The organism is Companilactobacillus alimentarius DSM 20249 (assembly GCF_002849895.1).
GTDB classification, from domain to species: Bacteria; Bacillota; Bacilli; order Lactobacillales; family Lactobacillaceae; genus Companilactobacillus; species Companilactobacillus alimentarius.
The window spans coordinates 1,794,826-1,810,934 of sequence record NZ_CP018867.1; the positions used below are offsets into that span (position 1 = coordinate 1,794,826).

The following is a 16,109-nucleotide window of genomic DNA, read 5'->3' on the forward strand; positions in this document are numbered from 1 at the left end:
GAAAAGGTACTTTAGTCATAATTTCTTCACATATTTTTATTAATTAATTCGTAATTTGGAAACCATATGTTCATAAATTCCCGTTATTATTTAAGCATAGTCAAATAACAAAGAGGTGACCGGATGAAGAAATAATCTCCCAGATAACTTTTCCTTGAAATTATACTTATTGAAAATAAAATGAATAGAATTAATTCCCTTAAATAAATTTAACCCTTAACTTAAATAATATATCTCCCCCCAAAGATATATATAAATGAATAAAATTTTGAAAGAAGTGACCTGATGAAACTGGATAATTGCTTGTAATTGGAAAGAAAATTTTTGAATTACTCACTTAACGAATAGAACAAACCCTTAATATATAAAACCCTATTTTTTAAAAGTTTAATCCCCTTAAACATAAATATAACTTTTATCTCCCCCCTAAAAGATATAAAGTTAAAAAAATAAAATAACAACCAATTCCTCCCCAGAATTGGCTGTTATTTTGCGTTAATGATAAGTATATGGTAAATGAGCAGCGTCTGGTACTTGATCCCAAGCAACTGGATAACCGGCACCGTGAGCACAAAAGACTGAATCAGGAGTATTTTCTAAGTCGGAAACGGGATGATAGTCACGATCAATGATAATCTCTTCTTCGTTATGACAAGGACGGAATTTATCGACAATGACCTCAAGGTGTCCTTGACCATGAGTATAAGCTGTAACTTCCTTGGAATAACCCTGCATTTCTGAAACAGGGGCGAACCCAGTCAAAACTGCCAATTGAGTATTGTCAGTCAGAACATCAGGATCGTTAAAGGTACCGTGCATCTTTTGGATGTCATTCATGGCTCGACCAACTTGATCTTGAGTGATTTCTAATCGGAATTGGTACCAAGGTTCCAATAATTGACAGGCATCTTGTTTCTTTAACATCATCAGACCTTGTCTAACAGCTCGCCAGGTAGCTTCTCGAAAATCACCACCGACAGAGTGGACGTTATTAGCTTTGCCATTGATCAAAGTGATTTTCATATCAGTGATCGGTGCACCTATTAAGACTCCCAAGTGTTCTTTAGCTTTAAGGTTAGTGAGGACTTGGTGTTGCCAATTGCGAGCGAGCACATCTAAATTACAGTGTGAATCGAGACTTAAACCATGATTTGGATTAGGTTCTAGTAACAAATGGACTTCTGCATAGTGACGTAGTGGCTCAAAATGACCGACGCCTTCGACTTTTTTAGTAATCGTTTCTTTATAAAGGATACTGCCTTCATCAAAATTAATATCCAAGTCGAATCTGTCTAACAATATTTGTTGTAAAATTTCCAGTTGGACTTCACCCATGATTTGAACACGGATCTCTTGAAGATGATTGGACCAAGCAACGTGCAATTGAGGGTCTTCATCTTCCAATTGTCTCAAGGCAGTTAGGCAAGTGTGAAGGTCGTTGTCTTTAGGATTGACCGTGTAATTTAAGACGGGTTGAATAGTAGGTTGCTGAGAATTAGTTTGTTTTCCCAAACCTAAGCCTGGATAAGTTTTATCTAAACCGGTAATTGCGCAGACGAATCCGGCAGGGACTTCTTGAGTAGTCTCAAATTTAGCACCGTTGTAGACACGTACTTGATTGGCCTTTTGCTCGTTGAAGAGGACGGCTTTATTATGTAAGGTTCCACCAGTAACTTTGACCCAAGTCAGACGTTCAGCTTTTTCATCATGAGAAATTTTAAAAACTTTAGCTCCAAATTCATTAGAGTACTTAGTTTCTTGAGTCCAATTTTCAAAACCATTTAGAAATTCATCAATTCCAGAAAGTTTTAAAGCCGATCCAAAGAAGCAAGGAAAAACTTGACGTTGTTTGATCATATTTTGAATAATATCTGAGGAGATAGAACCTGTCTCCAAGAAATTATTGAGAATATCATCATCTTGAAGAGCTATCTCTTCAAGCGTTTCTTCCGAAAGTTTATCGTTAGGAGCATTAAAGGCAATACAGCCCTTAGATAAATTCTTTTGTAAATTGACGAGTGTTTTCTTTTGTTCGACGCCAATTGAATCCATTTTGTTTACAAAAATAAAAGTTGGTATTTGATATCGTTGTAAAAGATTCCAAAGAGTTCTGGTATAGCCTTGAACACCATCGGTAGCGGAGACTACTAAAATAGCGTAATCCAAAACGCTGAGAACTTGTTCGGTTTGGGAAGCAAAATCGACGTGTCCAGGAGTATCAAGTAAAGTTAATTGTAAATTATCATACTTTAAATTAGCTTGATGAGAGAAAATTGTAATGCCACGCTTCTTTTCCAGGTCATCAGAATCTAAGAATGCATTGCCATTGTCGACTCGTCCTAGTTTTCGTAATTGTCCGGCTTTGTATAAAAGAGCTTCGGAAAGCGTTGTTTTACCGGCATCAACGTGTGCAACGATTCCCGCTACAATATGTTTCATAAAATATTTTCTCCTCTCAAACGGAACTTAATAACTATTTTACTATTACTAAAAAAGAAATTGTTTAGAGTCATCGAATTTTCTTCACAATTAATTATTATTTATTTCGCACTTTGCTAATTATATATTCATAAATTCTGGTTATTATTTAAGCATAGTCAATGAAGAAGAGGTGACCGGATGTATAGATAATCTCTAAGAGAGAAAAAATTAATTACTTAAAATAATGAAAAATAAACTTAATAAATAATCCTTTTAAATTTAATCCCCCTTAATAAAATATATCTCCTCCCCAAAGATATAGAATTTTAAATAGAAAGAAGTAAACATTATGAAAAATAATATGACAAAAAGAGCTCGCCAATCGGCAAGCTCTTTTCTTTTGCAACTTTTATTTTAGGATTTGATTTGTCAGATATTATTTTCCAGCTTTTAATTTGGCTGCTTGTTCATCGTTACAGTAAAGGAAGTGTCCGGGAAATACTTCCTGAAGTCTTTGGTCATCCAAGAAAGGACGTTTGTGGTCAAAGTCGATTCTGGTTCTTTGCTTTTCAATCTCAGGGTCTGGGACTGGAATAGCGGAAAGAAGACTCTGTGTGTAAGGATGTAACGGGTGATTATAAATCTCATCAGAAGCAGCTAATTCAACGATTTTACCGCGATACATAACGGCGATACGGTCTGAAATGTATTTAACCATGGAAAGATCATGGGCGATAAAGAGATAAGTTAAGCCTTGCTTCTTTTGAATGTCTTGCATTAAATTAACAACTTGAGCTTGGATAGAAACATCCAAAGCGGAAATTGGTTCATCAGCGATGATGAATTGAGGATCAACGGCTAGAGCACGGGCAATCCCGATACGCTGTCTTTGACCACCAGAGAACTCATAAGGGTAACGTGTCATGTGTTCTGGATTTAAGTTAACCATGTCGAGTAATTCACGAATTCGTTGATCACGTTCTTGGTCGTTTTTGACTAAGTGGTGCACGTCAAGTCCTTCAGCAATGATATCCTTGACCTTCATTCTAGGATTCAAAGAAGCATAGGGGTCTTGGAAGATCATTTGCATTTCACGACGGAATTCTTTCATCTTTGGACCATGACTCTTGATTTTACTGATGTCTTGACCATTGAAATAGATGTGACCATCAGTAGGATTGTAGAGCCTGATGATTGAACGTCCAGTCGTACTCTTACCAGAACCGGATTCACCAACTAATCCAAAAGTTTCACCTTTATAAATATCGAAGGAGACATCATCAACGGCTTTAACCATGTTAGGTTTACCAATGTTAAAATATTGTTTTAAATTTTTTACGGATACGATTACTTGTTTTTCATCTGCCATTATTTCACATTGCCTCCTAACTTTTTAAATTTTTCGTAGCGGTTAAGAATACCTGCTGGTGGTGTAACTTTTGGTGCATTGGGATGTAATAGCCAAGTTGCTGCGTAATGGTGCTTGGAAACTTTGAAGAATGGTGGTTGTTGTTCTTCATCAATTTCCATAGCGTAAGCATTACGAGGAGCAAAGGCATCTCCCTTGGGTGGATTCAAAAGGTTTGGTGGCGTACCAGGAATAGAATTCAAACGATCAGTTTCACTAGTGTCCAAAGTAGGCATTGAATCCAACAACCCCCAAGTATAGGGATGTTGTGGATTGTAGAAGACGTCATCGACTGAACCATATTCAACGAAACGTCCAGCATACATAACAGCCACACGATCAGCAATACCAGCAACAACACCTAAATCATGGGTGATAAAGATGATAGAAGTACCGATTTTTTGTTGAAGTTCCCTTAATAAATCAATGATTTGAGCTTGAACGGTAACATCCAAAGCTGTAGTTGGCTCATCAGCAATTAGAATTTCAGGATAGTCAACGATAGCAATCGCGATGACGATACGTTGTCTTTGTCCACCAGAAAATTGGTGAGGGTAATCTTTCATTCTAGCTTTAGGGTTAGGAATACCAACTAAGCGTAGAACTTCCTCAGCACGCTTTAGAGCGTCTTTTTTAGAAACGTTATTGTGGATCAACAAAGGCTCAGCAACTTGCTTACCGATTGTCATAGTAGGGTCAAGCGAGGTCATAGGATCTTGGAAGATCATTGAGATTTTATTCCCACGGATCTTGTCCATTTCCTTGTCGCTTTTTTGTAAGAGGTCGTCTCCGTGATAGAGAACCTCCCCCTTAGAAATTGTTCCGTTCTTGGCTAATAATTGTAGTATTGAACGAACCGTGATGGATTTACCAGAACCAGATTCACCAACGATAGCTAAGGTTTCACCGGCATTTAAATGGAAATTAACACCACGGATAGCATGAACGACACCATTGTAGGTGTCAAAATCAACATGCAGGTCTTTTACTTCTAGAATTTTCTCCATTGCGATTTCTCCTTAGTTAGTTTTCTGATGATTGTGGGTCAAAGGCATCACGTAAACCGTCACCAAGAAGGTTAGTGGCAATCATGATAATACTCAAGATAATAGCTGGAGCCCACATTTGATATGGTAAGAACCTAAAGGCCTTTTGTCCATCTGAGAGAAGAGTACCTAATGAAGCGTTTGGTGCCGGAATACCGATACCAATGAAACTTAGGAAGGCTTCAAAGAAGATGGCGTTGGGAATTGTAAACATTGTTTGAATAATAATTGTTGATGAAAGGTTAGGAATCAAGTGTTTAGTAGCAATCTTAGTTGAAGATTCACCAAGAGTTCTAGCTGCCAAAATATATTCTTGCTCTTTCAATTGGAAGGTTTGCGCCCGCACCAGCCGGGCCATGGTGACCCAACCAGTAATGGCAATCGCAATAACGATTGATGTCAAACCAGGTTTTAGAATGATCATCATTAAGATAACAACGATTAAGTTAGGGATAGATGAAACAATTTCAACGATACGTTGCATGAATGTATCAGTTCTGCCACCTTTCCAACCAGAAACGATACCATAAGGTACCCCGATTAGAAGATCAACTAGTGTAGCTAAAACAGCAACGACTAATGAAAGTCTAGTACCATAGATGATTCTTGACAACAAGTCACGTCCAAGGTAATCAGTACCTAAGATGTAAAAGTCATTTTTAGAAGCACCTGCTTGTTTATAAGCATCGACCATATGTCCACCCATGTTTTGGTAACCATTCATACCAGGGATATTGAGATTACCTAATTTAGGAGGCAAGTTGGAAAGTGTAACTTGTTGAGCGTTAGGATCGTGTGGAGCAATGATTGGGGCAAAGATAGAGATAACGACGATGATTGATAGAAGTGACAAACAAACGACAGCCACTTTATTTTTGAACAAACGACGACGAACATCCTGCATGTAGGTAAGTGAAGGTGTGCCGATCTTTTCTTGTTCTTTATTATTTTCGTCGTGAATTAATTTAAATTTTTCCTTAGGAATTTGAGGAATCTGTTCCATTATTCTTTACCTCCATTTCCTAGTCTAATTCTTGGATCGATTAGTCCGTAAAGGATATCGACGATCAAGTAAACTATGATTAATAAGAATGAATAGAAGATTGTAAGTCCCATGATAGTTGGGTAGTCATTAGTAGTAATTGATTTAACGAATTGTTCACCGATACCAGGAATTGAGAAGATATTCTCAACAACCATAGAACCAGTCATAACTGAAACAGCCATAGGTCCGATGATAGTAATAACAGGGATCAAGGAGTTACGCAAGGCATGCTTGGCAACGACACCCCAGTTAGTATTACCTTTTGACTTAGCAAGTTCGATATAGTCACTACTCAAAACATCAACCATTTCAGTTCTCATGAATCTGGCAACAGTACCTAGCGGCAAGGCTGCTAGAGCAAATGTTGGAAGCACACTTGATTGGAAGTTGTCCCAAAGAGCAACTGGGTAAATCTTCCATTTGTAGGCTAGATAGAACTGTAGAAGAACAGCTAGAACGAAAGATGGAATTGATAGACCAAGAATAGAGATAAATGTTGCAAGTGTATCAACCCATGTGTTTCTACGAATAGCAGCCAAAGCACCAAGGAGGATTCCTCCAATAGTACCGACGACCATTGCTTGAGCACCAATTTGCATTGATGGAGCAATTCTTTGGCCGATTAAGGCAGTAACAGGTTCGTTGTTAAATTGGAAAGAAGTACCAAGGTTTCCTTGGAGCAATCCTCCGATATAACGAATGTATTGAACGAATACCGATTGATCCAGTCCATATTGAGCTTTAACGATCTTCAATTGATCTGCTGACATCCGGTTCTGATTAGAGAATGGAGTACCAGGCAACATTTTCATCATGAAGAATGTTATCGTCGCAATAATGAAAAGGGTCAAGAATAAATAAAGAATTCTTTTGAGAATATATTTAGTCATTATTTAATCTCCCTCAACATAATTATTTTTTGTAAGCTGTAACTAGATTATAACTACCATTTGGTGTGATGCGGTAACCCTTAACGTTACTTCTAGTTAAGTTAGCTTGATATGATTGATACAAAGGAATAGCTCCTTGATCATCAGTCAAAATCTTAGTTGCTTGTAATAGGTCTTGCCATCTGGCATCTTCATTTGTGGTATCAGTTGTCTTAGATTTATTAATCAAAGCGTCATATTGAGCGTTTGAATATTTACCATTATTTTGAACGTTGCCAGTTGTGAAGATATCTAAGAAGGTAACAGGATCTGGGAAATCGGCATTCCAACCAGTAACAACAATATCGAAGTTACCAGATGAAGATTTATCTAGACGTGACTTAAATGGAACGTTTGATAAAGTGATCTTGATACCAGGCAAATTCTTTTCCATTTGTCCTTGAAGGTATTCATTTTGTTTCTTTGAATTATCAGTATCATCACCAAGAAGTGTAAAGCTTAGATTCTTTTGACCAGTTTCTTTGATACCCTCTTTCCAAAGCTTCTTAGCTTCTTTAGGATTGTATTCAGTGTACTTGTCTGAAGATTTAAGCATCTTTTCTTTGGTAAAGTCGACCTTAGTTGAAGGATTATATGACATTCCTACTGGAACAATCGTATGCTCGATACCACCAGTTTTACCAAGAACATTATTAGTCAATTGTTCACGGTTGATCGACATTGAGATAGCTCTTCTGATCTTTTCATTTCTAAAGAACTTGTATTTCTTTTGGTTAAGTTCTAGATAGAAGTTACCAGTTTGTTTATCCATTGAGAAAGTCTTGTAGGTGGATACTTGACGAGCTGTATCTCCACCAAGTTTTTCATAACGGTTGATTCTGTTAGCATCGTAAAGGTTTAAGCCGGTATTGGCATCCTTAACAACGTAATATTTTAATTTCTTTAATTTTACGGCTTTGGCATTCCAATAGTTATTATTTTTAACCTCAGTCCAACTGTTCTTAGAAACATTCCAGTTAGTAAGTTTGAAAGGTCCATTGAAGACCATACCTTTACTATTCAAACCATATTGTTTGCCAGCTTTTTCAACTGAAGGTTTGTATTGAGGATAGAAAGTTGAACTAGCCATTAAGGTATTGAAATAAGGAATTGCGTTTTCCAAAGTTACTTGAAACTTGTACTTACCAAGGGCTTTAATACCTAAAGTATTTACAGGCTTTTTACCAGCGTTGATTTTGTCGGCATTCTTGATACCAGTATAAATGTAGGCGTATTGAGAAGCTGTCTTAGGATCAACGGTTCTTCTCCAAGCGTAGACGAAATCATTAGCAGTTACAGGCTTACCATTTGACCATTCAGTATGTCTTAGATCAAAAGTATAAGTTTTACCGTTGTTAGTTGGCTTAACAACTTTTTTAGCGATAGCTGGTTTGAGGTCTTTACCATCATATCTGTATAGACCCTCCATCGTGTTTGTTAAATGTTGAGCACCAATGACATCAGTGTTCATAGATGAATCCATAGTTGCAATAACGTCGCCGGAGTTAATTGCAAGTGTATCTTTACTGTCTTTTTCAGTAGCAGAACCACAGCCACTTAAAACTAAAGCGATTAGAAATATCGGTAACAATGCAAGTAAATACTTCTTAGATTTCATTGTTTAACCTCCCTAAAATAATTTTTCTTAGAATGCCCTAATGAACATTAAAACGGATTGCCCTTAATTAGAAAAATTCTAATGTTGATAAAATAATAATACATTCTGTACGAAAATGCAAAAAAAAATAGAGCCATCTTTTAAAAAGATGACTCTGTTTCGATATATTTATTAAATTTTTCTAATTCTTTGGGGCTAAGATTGGCGGTAATTAAAGAACCGTCGTTGGTAAATTCTTTTTTGACGATTTGAGAATTTCTTAAAATTTCTTCAGTAATTTTTTGATCGCTGTAAGGAATTAGAAGTTCGGTTTGTTTATAATCGGCAAAAATCTTTTGTTTGATCAACTGGACTAAGAGGGCAATTGACTTCTTATCGAGAGCTGAGTAATAAATATTGTCGCCTTCGATGGTTGGAAATTGTTGACCCTTTTTGAGATCAGCTTTGTTGAAAGCATAAATCATTGGTTTATCAACGACACCAATTTCTTTTAGAGTTTGTTCAGTAACTTCCAACATATTTTGCCAATGCTCGTCACTGACATCAATTACTTGAATCAAAATATCAGCGTCTTGAGCTTCTTTCAAGGTTGTCTTGAAGGACTCAACTAGATTATGGGGCAATTTGCTAACGAATCCAACTGTATCGGAGAGAAGAAAGCTTGAATTATCTTCTAAGTCAATTCTTCGAACACTGGTATCTAGTGTGGCGAAGAGCATATTTTTTTCAAAGACTTTCCGATCTTCTGAGTCTTCCTTATTAAAATTCAATAAGCCGTTCATAGTTGTCGATTTACCAGCGTTGGTATAACCAACTAAAGAGACTAGAGGTAAAGTCGTGTTAGTTCGACGACGACTTTGAACATCAACGGTTTTGTCGACGGTTTTTAGTTCGTTTCTAAGGGCTGTGATCCGTTTGCGGATAACTCGACGATCCAGTTCCAACTTCGATTCACCAGCACCACGGTTGGCTAAACCACCGGAAGCAGACTGTTGATCCAATGGATTACCAGAGGGATGAATCCTTGGTAATTGATATTGAAGTTTAGCAATTTCAACTTGGAGTTTAGCTTGTTTCGTTTGAGCTCGATTGGAAAAAACTTGGAGGATCAGTTCTGTTCGATCCATGAAACTCAATTTAGTTTCTTTTTCCAAGTTTCTGATTTGGGAAGGTGTCAATTCGTCATTTAAAACGATAATGTTAACATCGTCAGCATTGGCGATCTCTTTGATCTCAGTAACCTTACCAGAACCAAAGTAAGTGGCTCCACTGACAGTGTCCGATTTTTGTGTAATCGTATCAGCAACTTCCATATTGTTGGCCTCGACTAATGAGGCGAGTTCTTGCATCGTGTATTCGAAATCAGGTTGTAAGTGGCTAACCCCGGCAACGATGACGCGTGTTTTTTCAAATGTTAATTTAGATTCAGTCATAAATCCTCCTGGTGGCACTATTTACCCCAGGGATAATAATGCCTTTTTATTATTTGTGTGAAATGATATTTGTTTTTAAGCGCATGATAGTAATACCATCCTTTCGCTAAGCTGTTTAAATAATAACATGGAAGTTCATTTCACGCTATATAATAGGTAGAAGACGAGTACTTAATCAATATTTGAATTAGAAATGATTGTAAAATAGGATAATTATTTTTATGTGGTTGAATAAAACAATAAAATGGTTCAAAAAGTTTAGGTAAAGTGAATGCTGATTTCATAATTTGTTAAAATAATGAAAAAATTTGTAATAATACTTGCCCTAAAGTGGACTTTAAGCATTACTATAAAAAACAAATTAAAGTAACTTATTAATTTTAGAGGAGGGACAAAGTATGTTAAAAAAACATCCATTATCGTTGTATCTAGTTTGGATAGCTATCTTAGTTCTATTGCCATTACCACTGATAATAATTTTGAATTCAGCTTTGGTTGATTCACCAAGTCGTTTAGCAATCTATGATGCAGGTGTGATTGCCTACACTTGGTGGTTGGGAATCGTTTTTTTATCAACGCGTCCCAGATGGCTTGATCGCTTAATCGGTTTACCAGCAATGTATTTTATCCACGGGATGGTCGGGGTCTTGGCTTTAGTGGTGGCTACGATACATGTTCAGTTATCTTTTTCGATGCATGCGATAATTCGAAATACTGGTCACATTGCTTGGTATTTGGCGATATTTGGAGTGTTATATGCTTCTTTTTTTCTATCAGGTTGGTTGGTGGATCGATTTCCAATAGCTCAGAAATTGAAGAATAAATTACAGTTCTTCTTTAAATATCAACTTTCTATTTGGATCCATCGTCTAAATTTTGTAATGATTGGGTTGATTTGGCTACATGTTCAAGTCATTCCCCGAATTAGTAGTATTACGGCGTTTGTTGTTGTTTTTGATATTTATACAGTGGTCAGTTTAGGAACGTATGCTTGGTATAAATTTGTTTCGCCTAGTTCTGAGAAAAGAAGTGGACAGGTTTTATGCAATAGCCAGGTGAGCGATCATGTTCGTCAGTTACATATTCAATTAGGTCCTGATTCTGCGAAAGTTTTACCGGGAGATTTTTACTTTTTGAGTTTTCCTAAAGTAGCAGGTGTCTCCAAAGAATCACATCCATTTTCTGTAACGGATATTCAAAAAAGTAAGTCTAAAAGAGAGATCACTTTCACAATTCAAACGAGTGGTGACTTTACGAAATCGTTAAGTAGGGTCAGTGAGGGAGACAGGGTTAATTTAGAAGGTCCCTTTGGTAGGTTCGATAAAATTATTAGTGGAGATTCAGATAAGACCCCTCTAGTCTTAATCGGAATGGGGACTGGATTAGCACCCTTAGTAGATATTACCAGAGCTTATTCTAAAATTCGTGCAACCCATTTAATGTGGAGTTTGCACGAAGAAGAGACGGATATATTTGATGAACAGCTAGCTTCATTGAATATTCAGGCGTCAAAGTTAAAATTTGAAAAGCACTTACATCGGTTTAAATTAGATGATTATCAAAATTTATTAACACAAACTGAGATCAAAAGAGGCCGGTTCATAATTGTAGGACCAGCTAGAGGAGTTTTAGAAACTGAAAAAATATTGCATAGTCTGGGTGTTAGTCGCAGTCATTTGACAGATGAACGTTTGACAATGTAAATGAGAAGAGGGTTTTAATATGCGCAAGAGAATAATTGCTTTTATCAGTGCCATCGTAGTAATTTTAGTCGCAGTCGTCGGTTATAACTTATACAATAATCGCCAAACGAGAAGTAATTCTTCAACAGTTGGCAGACAGTCAAGTCAGCAGGTTACAAGAAGCAAGACCACGAAAAGCAATGGTAATGGGAAGACTTTGGTAGTCTATTTCTCTAGAAAAGAGGGAGTTTCTGGAGGTCCACTGAAAGTTGGAAACACAAAGGTTATTGCTGATTATATTCAACAACACACTGGTGCAGATGAATACGAAATAAAAGCAGCTAAATCTTATCCAAAGGGTTATCAGGCCACAGCTGACCAAGCTCAAAAAGAACAAGAAAATAATGCTCGACCAAAAATAAAGGGATCATTGCCAGATGTTAGTAAGTACGACACGGTCTTTGTAGGAGCTCCTGTTTGGTGGGGCGAATATCCAATGATCGTGCGGACATTTCTTGACGCTACGGATTTGAATGGCAAAACAGTTATTCCTTTTACCACTCACATGGGTTCTGGTTTAGGGAATACACAGGAACAACTAGAAAAACAGTATCCTAAGGCCAAGGTTCGTAAGGGTCTAGGGGTTGAAGGTACTGAAGCTAAAAATTCGAAAGGCACAGTCGATAAGTGGCTCAATAAATTAGGCTATTAATTTTATCAAAAAAGCCGATATGGTAGTGAGACAGAAGATATTCTGTTCAAAACTAAACCATATCGGTTTTTTATGTATATAGAATTATAAATGTAAATCTGATTTTTTCTTGGCTTTTGGTTTATGGAATAGGCTTAGAAGAAAGAAAACAATCGCTGAAATAATAAAAATGGCGTCTATTAAGGCCCAAGTTGATTTGATTGAGTGATCGATAAAAATGAATCCTACGACTAAAAGGATTACCCCATACCAAAAATTCATAGTTTTATAAAATTGTTTGTTCATTAATTATCTCCAGATGTCTAAATAAGTTATACTAGAGATTATACACCATCAGATTAAGGTAAATTTTGTATCTATTTCGTTAAATAAGTTATATAAATTGGTAGGTGAAAAGAACAAATGGAACATTCTAAACAGAAATTGTTAATTTCCTTACTGGTTGAGTTCAGTAACTCGTTTTCTAAGCAGATCAATGAATCTGCTATCAATCAGGAAATGGAACATTATATTAAGAGAACCGTCCAGGATTTTGTTGAAAGACAGTATCGAGGATCAGTTTTTAATAAAGAATTTAAGAAAATGGTCGATAAAGTTAATCATGCCAAAGATAATGAGAATCTAGTTCTTAATTATCGTTCAGATAAGTTGTGGACGGAGATTTCTGAGTTATCAAAGAAAACAACAAGCTTTGCTAATGCTTATTCGATTATTGATCTTTTAGGCAAAAACAAAGATGCTTTCTTTTAGGTAGTAAAGTACAACGTGATGAGCGTTTCAATTTCAAATCAAAAAGGCATCCGGTAATTGTAGGATGTCTTTTTTGGAGCATAGCGTTATAACGCCTAATAACTAAGCTTAGGACTGTGGCTATTGGACCTGTTATAAATCTTAACATTAGAATCGAGGCTGTCGAAGAGCTTATCTAACTTTTCGAGAGTCTCTTTTTTGTTATAAATTAAATCTCTAGAAAAATCTAAGTTAATCTTTTGACCGTTCTTCAAAGTGACCGCAAGACTAGCTTGATTCTGTGCCATAGCGACTGAACCAGAAAAGATTCCTAAGGCGCCATTGTAAAGTAAGGCAAATGGAGCTGACTTCACATTTTCCAAATTTCCATGAATCGTGATTGATTCGATTGAATCTTTAGAAAAGGACTTGAGTTCGATAAGCGATGGGATGGTCATCATCAATAGACAATTATTCAAAGACATGTCTTTATAACGAATTGATTTGTCATCGACTTCCCAATAGTTAAAAAGAATAGCTGATGTGCGCCAATAATAACCGAGAAAAACTAAAAGAAAGAACGATACCCCAAAAATAAAACCGATGCTAGGTGAAAATATATCATTAAAAGCTAAACCAAGAAATAACCCCAAAACTAAACTAATAATCAATGGGCGAAAAGATCTTTTCTTACCGAATTTCAACATAATCAACATTCCCCTCAAAAATAATTTGAAACGTCTGAATCTATAGCTAAAACTTTGGTACTAATATAATTCAAATATACACCTTTATTGTATTATGTAATACAAAATAAAAAAATATCTTTAATCTCAGTCGTTCATGATGGCTTAAGCTACGCTTGAGGCAATTTCTATCTTTTAGAATATGAAATAAGGTAAGATAAAAATAATTAAACAGAAGGGAGAGACAAAATGAAATTCAATAATAAATTTTATAAAAATAAATGTTTTTGGCTAGGAGTCGTTGGAATATCATTTGTAGTTGGTTTTCCCTTGGAAGATGTCTGTTCAGTGAAAGGGATTATGCATTTGATAATTATTGTCATTGGAGTAATAGCGGTCATTGGTTCATTATTTAATTTTTCAAGTTATTTTTCATAGGATTTTTGAAGTATGATGGAATCAATGAAAGAAGTTGAATCTTATGAGTATAAAAGTTTTAGGTATTTTAGCAATTTTAATTGGAATTTGGCAAATAGCTATTGCTCAAAAGATGTATCAAGATATTAGGCGTCACGTTAAGAACCCCAAGATAAATATTTTTTTTGGAGTTACGATCTGTTTGGTTATTGGCGTTATATTCTTGATGGTTGGAGGATCGTTGTTACGATAGTTTGTCGATAAATTAGGAGTGCAACTAGCTTGGTTGAGCTGATTGTGCTCTTTTTTTGTATGACAACTGATAAGTGCGTGCATTGTTACCGTTATGATATTAATACTTAAGTTGTAAACAGAAAGAAGGAAATTATGATGATCAAATTTGGTAAAAAAATTAATTATAGACCATTGCTGATAAGCTTAGGTATTTCTTTATTTGTAGGATTGATTTTTTTAATGATTTCAAAACTAGTTGGTCTTATTGCTTTTCTAGGTGTCTTCGCAATAATATTTGGATTCTACTATTTGAGATCATTGCCAATCATATTCAATTATTGGGAAGCTAGTGAAGACTACATCCAATATAGTGATTTGAAAAAAATTTCGAAGCGATTAAAAGCTATGTTGGTGCCTTTTCCTACAAATCTGAGGAGAATTGGTTTTACCTCAATTTCAACAGTAACGATTGCAGGTGATTTGGTGGCGCCAAAAAATATCCCAACGGCGATACCTTATTCTGGATATTTAGCTGTAATTTCACCTAGTCTTTCAATGGTCAATAATCCAGTTGATATCACTTTTAATTTAAATGACGGAACTTCGGTAACTCTGAGTGTTGCACGAGATTTAATTTATCAGAGGAAATCAACTTTGAAAAAGTTAGATCAGTTATTTCAACAATTTGAAGATAATGGAATTAAAATCAACAATCAGACAAATCATGAGCTCAAATTAATATAAAGATAGCTATAATTAGGGTAAAGAGTCACAAGAGGATGTGGGGGAAAGTGAACTTAGGGAAGAATATTGTTAAATATCGACAAAAAAACCAATTGTCGCAAGAGCAATTGGCAGAGGCGTTAAATATTTCACGGCAATCAATATCAAAGTGGGAAACTGGCGAAAATTTACCCAGTATTGATAACTTAATATCATTGAGTGGATTATTAAATATTTCTTTGGATGAGTTGATCACGGGTGCGCCGTATTTACATTTCCCATTTGCTTATGGAAGACCGAAAAGCAGATTCCCTCAATTGTTATTAATTCTAGGGATGACGCTTTGGACAGTAATAGAGACGCTTTTCTTCAATTCTACGGTGATGTCGATAATATTCAATATTGTGTTTGGGATAATAATTTCCTACATTTTTATCACACAAATAGGACCGTATGATTTCAAGAGATACTATGATTATTGGACTTTAGATAAAAAAGGTATTATTTATCCAGCTGATAATGGGGAAGTACGCTCACTTGGACATGATTTTTTGATTCCATTACAGGGTATTTTCAATCTTCGAAAAACTAAATTTGTTTCTTATAAACAAATTAAAAGTATTGAAATATCAGTAAATCTTTATGAGTATGATCCCAATAAAACTGTCACGGTTCGTGGTGGTAGTGCAATAATTGCCAGTACGATGATAGAGAATTTTGATTTTCTTTTGACTACTGCGGATGGACAAAAGATTTCCTTAAAACTTAATCAATTTTATTGGAAAAGCAGTCAGGAGCGAAAAATATTAAACACTATTATTAGTTTCTTTAAACGAAAAAATCTTATTTTTGTTGATAAACAGGGAATTGCTAAATTGATTCGTGAAGATGATGGTAGTAGTTTGACACATAAACTTTATAAATTAAGAGATCAGGAACATATGCAGTCTAATTAGTTCAGATTTGGAGCGTTAAGGCAAATAGGCTAAGGCAATCGTACATTGATTACCTTGGCCTATTTGTTTT

Annotated in this window: 16 protein-coding genes; 7 read left to right on the forward strand and 9 right to left on the reverse strand. The window is 35.7% G+C overall.

The features are described from left to right. Positions 1–495 precede the first annotated feature (495 nt). The 7 genes from LA20249_RS08560 to hflX form a co-directional block, all read right to left on the reverse strand. Complete coding sequence (locus LA20249_RS08560) at positions 496–2,439, reverse strand: elongation factor G (protein WP_057738094.1); 1,944 nt, start codon at positions 2,437–2,439, stop codon at positions 496–498. A gap of 418 nt (positions 2,440–2,857) precedes the next feature. Next, positions 2,858–3,790 (reverse strand): ABC transporter ATP-binding protein, encoded by a 933-nt coding sequence (locus tag LA20249_RS08565; RefSeq protein ID WP_057738092.1) that lies wholly within the window; start codon positions 3,788–3,790, stop codon positions 2,858–2,860. Then, positions 3,790–4,836, reverse strand: coding sequence for an ABC transporter ATP-binding protein (locus LA20249_RS08570; RefSeq protein ID WP_057738090.1), 1,047 nt, complete (start codon positions 4,834–4,836; stop codon positions 3,790–3,792). The genes LA20249_RS08565 and LA20249_RS08570 overlap by 1 nt, the downstream gene beginning before the upstream one ends. Positions 4,837–4,852: 16 nt before the next feature. Then, the gene (locus LA20249_RS08575; RefSeq protein WP_057738088.1) at positions 4,853–5,878 is read right to left on the reverse strand and encodes an ABC transporter permease; all 1,026 of its coding nucleotides are present in this window, start codon (positions 5,876–5,878) and stop codon (positions 4,853–4,855) included. Then, entirely contained in the window at positions 5,878–6,810 is a 933-nt protein-coding gene (gene opp3b, locus LA20249_RS08580; protein WP_057738086.1) for an oligopeptide ABC transporter permease, read from the reverse strand. Before opp3b ends, LA20249_RS08575 begins: the two co-directional genes overlap by 1 nt. A gap of 22 nt (positions 6,811–6,832) precedes the next feature. Beyond that, positions 6,833–8,467, reverse strand: a complete 1,635-nt coding sequence (locus LA20249_RS08585; RefSeq protein ID WP_057738084.1) for a peptide ABC transporter substrate-binding protein — start codon at positions 8,465–8,467, stop codon at positions 6,833–6,835. A 140-nt stretch (positions 8,468–8,607) separates the two neighbouring features. Further along, positions 8,608–9,900: a GTPase HflX gene (hflX, locus tag LA20249_RS08590; RefSeq protein ID WP_057738082.1), complete on the reverse strand. Its 1,293-nt coding sequence runs from the start codon at positions 9,898–9,900 to the stop codon at positions 8,608–8,610. Positions 9,901–10,298: 398 nt separating this feature from the next. Between hflX and LA20249_RS08595 the strand changes: the two genes are divergently transcribed. Both LA20249_RS08595 and LA20249_RS08600 read left to right on the forward strand, forming a co-directional pair. Then, the gene (locus LA20249_RS08595; RefSeq protein WP_057738080.1) at positions 10,299–11,603 is read left to right on the forward strand and encodes an FAD-binding oxidoreductase; all 1,305 of its coding nucleotides are present in this window, start codon (positions 10,299–10,301) and stop codon (positions 11,601–11,603) included. Positions 11,604–11,622: 19 nt separating this feature from the next. Then, positions 11,623–12,294: a flavodoxin gene (locus LA20249_RS08600; RefSeq protein ID WP_057738078.1), complete on the forward strand. Its 672-nt coding sequence runs from the start codon at positions 11,623–11,625 to the stop codon at positions 12,292–12,294. An 84-nt stretch (positions 12,295–12,378) separates the two neighbouring features. On the opposite strand, the gene LA20249_RS08605 is transcribed toward LA20249_RS08600, so the two are convergent. Next, positions 12,379–12,579 (reverse strand): hypothetical protein, encoded by a 201-nt coding sequence (locus LA20249_RS08605; protein WP_057738076.1) that lies wholly within the window; start codon positions 12,577–12,579, stop codon positions 12,379–12,381. Between the two features lie 117 nt (positions 12,580–12,696). On the opposite strand from LA20249_RS08605, the gene LA20249_RS08610 reads away from it, so the two are divergent. Further along, a complete protein-coding gene (locus LA20249_RS08610; RefSeq protein ID WP_057738074.1) occupies positions 12,697–13,044 on the forward strand; it encodes a hypothetical protein in 348 nt (115 codons plus the stop codon). Between the two features lie 95 nt (positions 13,045–13,139). Here LA20249_RS08610 and LA20249_RS08615 read toward each other — a convergent pair whose 3' ends face one another. Beyond that, positions 13,140–13,730, reverse strand: a complete 591-nt coding sequence (locus LA20249_RS08615) for a hypothetical protein (protein ID WP_057738072.1) — start codon at positions 13,728–13,730, stop codon at positions 13,140–13,142. A 228-nt stretch (positions 13,731–13,958) separates the two neighbouring features. Between LA20249_RS08615 and LA20249_RS08620 the strand changes: the two genes are divergently transcribed. From LA20249_RS08620 to LA20249_RS08635, 4 genes are all read left to right on the forward strand, one after another. Then, positions 13,959–14,147, forward strand: a complete 189-nt coding sequence (locus LA20249_RS08620) for a hypothetical protein (RefSeq protein ID WP_057738070.1) — start codon at positions 13,959–13,961, stop codon at positions 14,145–14,147. 43 nt (positions 14,148–14,190) lie between these two features. Then, complete coding sequence (locus LA20249_RS08625) at positions 14,191–14,379, forward strand: hypothetical protein (RefSeq protein ID WP_057738068.1); 189 nt, start codon at positions 14,191–14,193, stop codon at positions 14,377–14,379. Positions 14,380–14,513: 134 nt separating this feature from the next. Next, positions 14,514–15,104: a hypothetical protein gene (locus LA20249_RS08630; RefSeq protein WP_146983830.1), complete on the forward strand. Its 591-nt coding sequence runs from the start codon at positions 14,514–14,516 to the stop codon at positions 15,102–15,104. Positions 15,105–15,151: 47 nt separating this feature from the next. Continuing rightward, positions 15,152–16,039: a helix-turn-helix domain-containing protein gene (locus LA20249_RS08635; RefSeq protein WP_158294593.1), complete on the forward strand. Its 888-nt coding sequence runs from the start codon at positions 15,152–15,154 to the stop codon at positions 16,037–16,039. The last annotated feature ends 70 nt before the right edge of the window (positions 16,040–16,109 follow it).

Excerpts from the sequence above, each read along its gene's own strand:
- LA20249_RS08560 (WP_057738094.1), bottom strand. The coding sequence starts at position 2,439 with ATGAAACATATTGTAGCGGGAATCGTTGCACACGTTGATGCCGGTAAA.
- LA20249_RS08565 (WP_057738092.1), bottom strand. The coding sequence starts at position 3,790 with ATGGCAGATGAAAAACAAGTAATCGTATCCGTAAAAAATTTAAAACAA.
- LA20249_RS08570 (WP_057738090.1), bottom strand. The coding sequence starts at position 4,836 with ATGGAGAAAATTCTAGAAGTAAAAGACCTGCATGTTGATTTTGACACC.
- LA20249_RS08575 (WP_057738088.1), bottom strand. The coding sequence starts at position 5,878 with ATGGAACAGATTCCTCAAATTCCTAAGGAAAAATTTAAATTAATTCAC.
- opp3b (WP_057738086.1), bottom strand. The coding sequence starts at position 6,810 with ATGACTAAATATATTCTCAAAAGAATTCTTTATTTATTCTTGACCCTT.
- LA20249_RS08585 (WP_057738084.1), bottom strand. The coding sequence starts at position 8,467 with ATGAAATCTAAGAAGTATTTACTTGCATTGTTACCGATATTTCTAATC.
- hflX (WP_057738082.1), bottom strand. The coding sequence starts at position 9,900 with ATGACTGAATCTAAATTAACATTTGAAAAAACACGCGTCATCGTTGCC.
- LA20249_RS08595 (WP_057738080.1), top strand. The coding sequence starts at position 10,299 with ATGTTAAAAAAACATCCATTATCGTTGTATCTAGTTTGGATAGCTATC.
- LA20249_RS08600 (WP_057738078.1), top strand. The coding sequence starts at position 11,623 with ATGCGCAAGAGAATAATTGCTTTTATCAGTGCCATCGTAGTAATTTTA.
- LA20249_RS08605 (WP_057738076.1), bottom strand. The coding sequence starts at position 12,579 with ATGAACAAACAATTTTATAAAACTATGAATTTTTGGTATGGGGTAATC.
- LA20249_RS08610 (WP_057738074.1), top strand. The coding sequence starts at position 12,697 with ATGGAACATTCTAAACAGAAATTGTTAATTTCCTTACTGGTTGAGTTC.
- LA20249_RS08615 (WP_057738072.1), bottom strand. The coding sequence starts at position 13,730 with ATGTTGAAATTCGGTAAGAAAAGATCTTTTCGCCCATTGATTATTAGT.
- LA20249_RS08620 (WP_057738070.1), top strand. The coding sequence starts at position 13,959 with ATGAAATTCAATAATAAATTTTATAAAAATAAATGTTTTTGGCTAGGA.
- LA20249_RS08625 (WP_057738068.1), top strand. The coding sequence starts at position 14,191 with ATGAGTATAAAAGTTTTAGGTATTTTAGCAATTTTAATTGGAATTTGG.
- LA20249_RS08630 (WP_146983830.1), top strand. The coding sequence starts at position 14,514 with ATGATGATCAAATTTGGTAAAAAAATTAATTATAGACCATTGCTGATA.